Origin of the sequence: Kangiella sp., from assembly GCF_014762745.1 — a bacterium.
GTDB lineage: Bacteria > Pseudomonadota > Gammaproteobacteria > Enterobacterales > Kangiellaceae > Kangiella.
In genome coordinates, this window is the sequence record NZ_JABURJ010000092.1 from 1 (window position 1) to 8041 (window position 8041).

Sequence of the window (8041 nt, forward strand, 5' to 3'; positions counted from 1 at the left end):
AGCTCTCTAAGGTTTCCATGATAGAACACATTGCCTATATTCTGGTTGGTATTACGTTGCTGGTGTGGAGCGCAGACCGCTTTACTGACGGAGCGGCTGCCGTTGCGCAGAATTTCGGAGTTTCACGCCTGATAGTGGGTTTGACCATTGTCGCCATTGGCTCATCAGCCCCTGAAATCTTTGTGTCGATTCTTGATTCATTCAAAACCTGTCCGCCCGATGCCGAAAACTGTGGTCCCGAAGTGGCTATTGGTAATGCGATAGGCTCGAATATCACCAATGTCGCGCTGGTGCTGGGCATTACCGCCCTGGTCAAGCCACTGCTCATCAATTCAGGCATGATTAAGCGTGAAATTCCTATTCTGTTCGTGGTGTCGTTTGCAGTGCTCTATTTTTTCTGGGATCTGCGTCTTTCTCATGTTGAAGGCATTATTTTACTGAGCTCACTGGTGGCCTATTTCATCTGGTTAGTTCACACCGGGATTAAGACCCGCGACAAAAATGACCGCATGCTGGAAGAGATTGTTGATGAGCTTCCAGAGAAAATGTCGAGCCCCAAAGCGATTTTCTGGTTGCTACTCGGGCTCGTATTATTAGTGGTCAGCTCTAAGATATTAATCGTTGGCGCCAGTGGATTTGCCTTGCAGATGGGCGTTTCGGAAACCCTAATCGGCTTGACCATAGTGGCACTGGGCACCAGCCTACCTGAACTGGCAGCCTCGATCTCTGCAGTAATGAAAAACGAACACGAAATTGCGATTGGTAACGTCGTCGGTTCCAATATCTTCAACTTATTGGGTGTATTGGGCATTCCCGCAGTGATTGCCGCACCTATGGTTGAGAAGGAAATTCTGACCATTGATTATCCTGTGATGTTGGGACTTTGCATCCTATTAGCCGTACTGGCTTATGGGATTCGCGGACCGGGGAAAATCAATCGTTTGGCCGGTGCTATTTTACTTGCCGCCTTCATTGGGTATTATATAGTTCGCGTTTTCTAACTGGTTGATCTTAAAGCCACCAACGGTATCGTCAATGACTGACTTAAATCTGGAACAGCAAATTTTACACAGCGCCGAACGCGTTATCTCCATTGAAAGCAGCGCTGTGGCCGATCTAAAGCAGCAACTGGATCAGACCTTTGTTGCAGTTTGCAATAAATTACTCAGCTGTCAGGGAAAAGTGGTGGTTATTGGTATGGGCAAGTCAGGCCATATCGGTAGTAAAATGGCAGCGACCTTTGCCAGCACCGGAACGCCCGCGTTTTTTGTTCATCCTGCGGAAGCCAGCCATGGTGACCTGGGTATGATCAGTGAGCAGGATCTGGTAATCGCATTGTCCAACTCAGGCGAAACTCATGAAGTCACCGCCCTGCTTCCGGTTATCAAGCGCCGTGGTATCGAATTAATTTCAATCACCAGTAATGACAACTCCAGCTTAGCCAAAGCCAGCGATCTGCATATTAAGGTGCAGGTTGAGCAGGAAGCCTGCCCACACAATCTGGCACCAACCGCTTCAACCACCGCGGTTTTAGCTTTAGGTGATGCTATTGCAGTGAGCCTGCTGGAAGCCAGGGGTTTTACACCGGACGACTTTGCGTTATCGCATCCTGGTGGCAGTCTCGGTAAGCGCCTGATCATGCAGGTTGATGATCTAATGCACAGCGGTGATTCCTTCCCTTCGGTCAAACCCACCATTTCCATTCGCAACGCGCTGTTTGAAATGACCGACAAGCGCATGGGTATGACTACCGTCACCGATGAAGAGGGCAATCTGCTAGGGATCTTCACCGATGGTGATTTGCGTCGTGCATTTGAGCGTGATGTGGACATTGATGCTCCAATTGGAGAGGTCATGACTAAAGGATGCAAAACCGTGAAGAGCCAAACTTTAGCGGTAGACGCCGTTAATCTGATGGAAGAAAGTAGCATTACTTCCCTGATCGTGGTTGATGATCATGAAAAACCGTTGGGCGTCATTCACATGCATGACCTACTGAAAGCTGGAGTCGTATAATGAGTAATCCGATGAGCAGACCCAGTTACCCGGATTCGGTTTTAGCCAAAGCCAAAAACATAAAGTTGCTGATTTGCGACGTTGACGGCGTGCTCAGTAATGGTCAGGTCATTATTGGTAACGATGGTGAAGAGTTAAAAACGTTTAACATCAAAGACGGCTTTGGCATCAAATGCCTGCAAAAGTCGGGTATTCCTGTAGCCATTATCACAGGCCGCAATTCAAAAATTGTAGAAAAGCGCTGCCAGGAACTGGGTATCAAACATTATTATCAGGGTCAGTCGAATAAGCAGGAAGCTTTTAATAGCCTATGCCAGAATCTGTCTGTGCAGCCGCATGAAATCTGCCACATTGGTGATGATCTACCTGACCTTCCTTTATTAACTCAGGTTGGTCTGGGAGTCACTGTTGCCGATGGTCATTGGCTGATGCAACAACACGCTGACTGGGTTACCCACAACAAGGGCGGTTTTGGTGCGGTGCGTGAGCTATGTGATTTAATCCTGACCAGTCAAAACAAACTGGAAGCAATTCATCAGCAATACCTTGCTGCTGACGAGGTTAAGGCATGACCTTTTTAAAAGGCCGTTCCATGCTGTGGCTGCTGGTCCCGGCAACCTTTGCCATTGCTTATTGGTGGGATCGTTCAACCGAACCCAAACCTGAATTCGTTGAGGTTTCAACTAACCCAGATTATTACCTGGCCAATACAGAAACCGTAGAGTTTGATGATAATGGCCAGCTGCAACGCTCTTTCACTACTGAAAAAACTTTGCACTATAAAGACATTATGCAGACTCACCTGTTAAAGCCGGTGATGAGATTTAATGATGATCAAAATCCCAGCTGGACTGTCAGCTCGGAAAAAGCCATCAGTAATGAGCTCAGTGAACAGCTCATTCTTGAGGGCAATGTTAAAGTTGAGCTGGAGCGTCAGCCCACTCAGAGCAATGCCGTGCTCTCAATGCCAGTCTTAAAAATTGACTTTGCATCGGAAACTGCTTTTACTGATGAGCCTATTGAACTGATTGATGGTCGTTTTAGAATGACTGCCAAGGGCATGCAGGCTGACCTGCGTACCAATAATATCGAATTTTTATCCGAGGTCTTTACAGAAGAATTATGAAGTCCCTCCTTCTAACGCTGGCTTTATTGATAAGCCCACTCGTAACCGTTTCGTTTGCTCAGGCTGCGACTCTGGAAAAATCTCGTTTGCGCGCCGACAAATCCAATCTTGATGTGCAACGCAATATCGTGGTCTATCGCGAAAACGTTGTCTATGAGCATGGCAATATGACCATTTACGCCGACTCCTTGACCAAGCAGGGTGAAAACACTGACACCATAACCGCACTGGGCAGTCCGGTAAAAATTCACTATGTTGACGAAACGGGCGAAACAACCGATATCGATGCTCCGAAAATTATCTACCGCCAACAAAGTGGTGAGCTTTCTGCCAGCGGTGATATCAAGATTGTGCAATCATCGGGGCTTGATACCTTAACACTGCTTGGCCAGCAACTAACTGCCAAACAGGATTCTAGCGAAGGCTTCGGTTTCGTTCTAAACGGCTCACCCACCGAATTCAGAATTGAACAACCCGGCCAACCAGCTATTTTTGCCACTGCCGATCAGTTACGCTCTAATGGTAAAGACAAACAAACAGAACTGGTGGGCAAGGTCAAACTGCAACAGGGTGACTCCAATATGACCGCTGCTTTCCTGACCTATGATGGAACCAGCAAAGTCATCTCAGCCGGTAAAAGCGACAGCGGCGAACAGCGAGTTGAAACTGAGTTTTTCTGGCAAAATGATCAGGCGCAAACCACTGAGCCTGAACCCCAGAATAAGCAGGAAGCTGCAACTGAGCCAACTGAACAAGAGAAGCAACAATGATTTCGCTACAGGCACGACGTCTCGCAAAAAGCTATAAAGACCGCAAAGTGGTCGAAAATGTCTCACTGGAAGTTAACCAGGGACAAATCGTCGGCCTGCTTGGTCCTAATGGCGCAGGAAAAACTACCTCCTTCTATATGATAGTCGGATTGGTTCCATCCGATGGTGGGCAGATCTTTCTGGGTGAAGACAATATCACTACCGACCCGATGCATACCCGCGCAAAAAAAGGTATTGGCTACCTGCCACAGGAAGCTTCAATTTTCCGCAAGCTGTCAGTTGAAGACAATATCATGGCAATCCTGCAACTGCGCAAAGACCTGAACGCCAAACAGCGCGACGAAAAGCTCGATCAGCTATTGTCCGAATTTCATATTGAGCACATTCGTCTAAGTCATGGTATGAGTCTGTCAGGCGGTGAGCGACGTCGCGTTGAAATTGCCAGAGCACTTGCCAATGACCCCAAATTCATTCTACTGGATGAGCCCTTTGCCGGGGTTGATCCCATTTCGGTACTGGATATCAAAACTATCATCATGCAATTAAAAGAGCGTGGTATCGGCGTTCTTATTACTGATCACAATGTTCGCGAAACCCTGGACGTCTGTGAGCAGGCCTATATCGTCGACTCAGGCAACATCATCGCATCAGGAACGCCCGCAGAAGTGCTTTCCAATGAACTGGTGAAAAAACGTTATCTAGGCGAACACTTTAAAATGTAGTATTCGTGGCTATTTCGCCATAACCTCTTGAAATACGGTTAACCAATCCTCAGTTAATTAATAAGCCCTTGCAACCCTGGTTCACTAGGAGTAATTTGTAGTTAAGGGACACATTAAAAGGCAAAGATTGGTACAACTATTTCAATGAATCCAACTCTCCAGTTAAACCTTAGCCAACAACTGAAACTGAATCCTCAGTTACAACAGTCCATAAAATTATTACAGCTTTCGCAGTTGGCTTTGCAACAGGAGATCCAATATCAGCTGGACAGTAACCCCCTGCTGATTTTGATTGATGATAATCACTATCCGCAAACAGACTCCAGTAACATTGGCTCAGCTTCCGAAACCCTTAACAAGCCCGCATCCGATTTAGATTCATTCAACCATAACGATAACCTGCCCGATCAGCCAATAAGTCAATCATTCTTTGATTCTGATCAAGCATCCTATCGCCCGGATTCAGCTACTATCACTGACAATCATTTTGAAAACCTGATGCAGGATAAGGTTGGGCTTCGTGAGCATCTTGAGTGGCAAATCCAGATGTCGCCACTGAGCAGAGAGGATATGGAAATAGCCTATTATGTCATCGAAAACATAGATGATGCTGGCTTCTTAACAGCATCACCTGCAGAAATTGCAGAACAGGTTGCCGCTGACTTTCAGCATACGGTTGAACCTGATGAGGTCTCCACCATTATCCACCAGGTTCAGCAACTGGAACCACTGGGCTGCGCCAGTAACAATCTACAGGAGTTTTTATTGCTGCAGCTAAAGAATATCAACACCAATGTAACTATTCAGCAAACCGATAAGATTACTCTTGCGATTAAACTGATTAAGCATCATTTTGACTCTCTGCGCAGGCATCAATATCAGGATCTGATGCAGCGCCTGTCTTTGACAGAGCAGGAGATCAACGATGCACTAACCCTGATTAAACACCTGCGTACTCAACCTAATTATCAATATCTCGGTGAAACCACCGAATATATTAAGCCGGATGTACTGGTCTATAAGCTGAATCAGCAATGGCAGGCGCAGCTCGCAGGACACAGCACACCACAGCTCGATATTAATCATCAATATGCAGACTATTTACGTCAGTCGAAAAGCTCCACCGATCGTCAATACCTACACGAGAATTTACAAAAAGCACGCTGGTTTATGCAGAGCATCGAAGCCAGAAATGACACGCTCAAGCGTGTTGCTGACTGGATTGTGCGGCACCAGCAGAACTTTTTTGAACAGGGAGAGTCAGCATTAAGACCAATGCGACTAAAAGATCTGGCACAGGATCTTAACTTGCATGAATCCACTATTTCACGTGCCTGCAACGATAAGTACCTGCAGTCACCTAAAGGAATCTATGAGTTGAAGTATTTCTTCTCTAATGCAATTCCATCAACCCAAGGAGGTGAATGGTCATCTAAAGCAATAAAAAACAAAATTAAGCAGTTTGTTAACGCGGAACCTTCCCGCAAACCTTTGAGTGATATTAAACTCGCTGAACTATTACAACAGGAAGGCATTTCAATCGCGCGTCGTACCGTTTCTAAGTACCGCGAGGCCTTGAATATACCACCTGCCAGTCAGCGTAAGTTATTCACAAATTCTTAAACTATTCGATAGAAGGAATAAGCATTATGCAAATCAATCTAACTGGTCGTCACCTTGAAATCACTGATGCGTTAAGAGATTTTGTTAACGAAAAATTCGCCAAACTTGAGCGACACTTTGATCACATCAATAATGTTTACGTCACACTCAGTGTAGAAAAAGTGCGTCAGATTGCTGAAGCGACCTTACACGTCAATGGCGGAGAGATATTTGCCAACAGTGAATCAGAAGATATGTATGCCGCGATTGATTTATTGATTGATAAACTGGATAGACAAGTGATAAAACATAAGGAAAAGATGACACGTCATTAACCTTATGCATATTGAAGATGTTATTGCCCCCGAGCTGTGTGTGCTCGGGGCGCAAGCTACAAGCCGAAAAAAAGCGTTACAATTCATAGCTACCCTTTTCGCCGAACACAATTCACAATACGAACCATTCCTGCTGCTAAAAGCTTTAGTTGCCCGCGAACAGATGGGAACTACAGCCATTGGTAATGGTGTGGCTTTGCCACACGGAAGAGTCGAATCCTGCGAAGAGCCCTTGGCAGCATTTGTCACTCTGGCAGAACCGATTAATTTTGATGCACCCGATCAGGACCCTGTAGACATTATGTTTGCCCTGATTGTTCCCAAGCAGTTTGACTTTCAGGAGCTCAATGGACTTGATGGATTAATAGAAATCCTGAAAGATAAAAAGGTCTGCGCTCAGATTCGGCATGCCCATAACAACCAGGCGCTCTACGAAATTGTTGAAGCAGCTCTCTCGCAACATGAGAAAGCAAAAGACAAAGACGGCAAGAAAGGTAAAAGTAGTAAAGATACTGTTAAAGAATCACACGAGATAGAAGACAACGCATGAAGTTATTGATAGTAAGTGGTCGCTCAGGTTCCGGAAAATCAGTCGCTCTTAAAGCGCTTGAAGACATGGGATATTACTGTATCGACAACCTGCCATTGAGCCTGACACTCAATGTCATCAATGACCATATCCTGCGCAATGAAGACATTGCGATTGGTGTAGATGCCCGCAACCGGCATGATCTTGAACACTTTTCAGAAGAAATTAGTCGCATAAAAAAAGAAGCACCACAAGCAAAGACTTTGTTCCTCGATGCCGATGAAAGCATCCTACTCAAGCGTTTTAGCGAAACTCGCCGCCGCCATCCACTGACTAATAGCGGCCTTTCCCTACGTGACGCCATCAAGGAAGAAAAGAAACTGCTTGAACCGGTACGCGCATCAGCAGATCTGGTAGTGAACACTTCGGAGCTGTCGCCACATGAGTTACGTGAACGCTTACGTGAACGAGTCAGTGGCGACAAAAGTCAGTCGATGGATATTCGGCTGGTTTCATTCGGCTTTAAGCATGGCGCACCGAAAGACGCTGATTTTGTGTTTGATGTACGTTGCCTGCCCAACCCATACTGGGATCCTGAACTTAGAGATTTCACTGGCAAAGATCCTCAGATTCAACATTTCCTTGAGCAAAGCTCAATGGTCATGGAATACACCTGGCAGCTTAAAGTTTTCTTTTCTACCTGGATTCCAGAGTTTAGCAAACAGGACCGCAGCTACTTTACCTGTGCCATTGGTTGCACCGGAGGTCGTCATCGCTCAGTTTTTATGGTCGAAACTCTTGCCAAAGCCTTAAAGCCCCTTTACCCAAACATCTCCATCGAACACCGCCAACTGGATAAATAACAGTAAATTCATACAGCGTCATAGCCAGCAATGGCAAATCTGCGTTAGAATACCAACAAAATCAACCAGTAAGATGCA

At 45.9% G+C, this 8041-nt stretch carries 10 protein-coding genes; all 10 read left to right on the forward strand.

The genetic code is table 11. The annotated features are described in order from the left end of the window. The coding region (locus HUJ19_RS06990) for a calcium/sodium antiporter (protein WP_290622998.1) at positions 1-1001 on the forward strand (1001 nt) is incomplete at its 5' end. Positions 1002-1035: 34 nt separating this feature from the next. Next, positions 1036-2016 (forward strand): KpsF/GutQ family sugar-phosphate isomerase, encoded by a 981-nt coding sequence (locus HUJ19_RS06995; RefSeq protein WP_290622999.1) that lies wholly within the window; start codon positions 1036-1038, stop codon positions 2014-2016. Next, a complete protein-coding gene (gene kdsC, locus HUJ19_RS07000; RefSeq protein WP_290623000.1) occupies positions 2016-2588 on the forward strand; it encodes a 3-deoxy-manno-octulosonate-8-phosphatase KdsC in 573 nt (190 codons plus the stop codon). Before HUJ19_RS06995 ends, kdsC begins: the two co-directional genes overlap by 1 nt. Next, positions 2585-3142 (forward strand): LPS export ABC transporter periplasmic protein LptC, encoded by a 558-nt coding sequence (lptC, locus tag HUJ19_RS07005; RefSeq protein WP_290623001.1) that lies wholly within the window; start codon positions 2585-2587, stop codon positions 3140-3142. Before kdsC ends, lptC begins: the two co-directional genes overlap by 4 nt. After that, positions 3139-3912, forward strand: a complete 774-nt coding sequence (locus HUJ19_RS07010) for an LptA/OstA family protein (RefSeq protein WP_290623002.1) — start codon at positions 3139-3141, stop codon at positions 3910-3912. The genes lptC and HUJ19_RS07010 overlap by 4 nt, the downstream gene beginning before the upstream one ends. Further along, positions 3909-4634, forward strand: coding sequence for an LPS export ABC transporter ATP-binding protein (gene lptB, locus HUJ19_RS07015; RefSeq protein ID WP_290623003.1), 726 nt, complete (start codon positions 3909-3911; stop codon positions 4632-4634). Before HUJ19_RS07010 ends, lptB begins: the two co-directional genes overlap by 4 nt. Positions 4635-4778: 144 nt before the next feature. After that, a complete protein-coding gene (locus HUJ19_RS07020) occupies positions 4779-6257 on the forward strand; it encodes an RNA polymerase factor sigma-54 (protein WP_290623004.1) in 1479 nt (492 codons plus the stop codon). Between the two features lie 26 nt (positions 6258-6283). Then, positions 6284-6571 carry a ribosome hibernation promoting factor gene (gene hpf, locus HUJ19_RS07025; protein ID WP_290623005.1) on the forward strand — a complete coding sequence of 96 codons (288 nt, stop codon included), beginning with the start codon at positions 6284-6286 and terminating at the stop codon, positions 6569-6571. A gap of 4 nt (positions 6572-6575) precedes the next feature. Beyond that, positions 6576-7121 carry a PTS sugar transporter subunit IIA gene (locus HUJ19_RS07030; protein WP_290623006.1) on the forward strand — a complete coding sequence of 182 codons (546 nt, stop codon included), beginning with the start codon at positions 6576-6578 and terminating at the stop codon, positions 7119-7121. Further along, complete coding sequence (gene rapZ / locus HUJ19_RS07035; protein WP_290623007.1) at positions 7118-7963, forward strand: RNase adapter RapZ; 846 nt, start codon at positions 7118-7120, stop codon at positions 7961-7963. Before HUJ19_RS07030 ends, rapZ begins: the two co-directional genes overlap by 4 nt. The last annotated feature ends 78 nt before the right edge of the window (positions 7964-8041 follow it).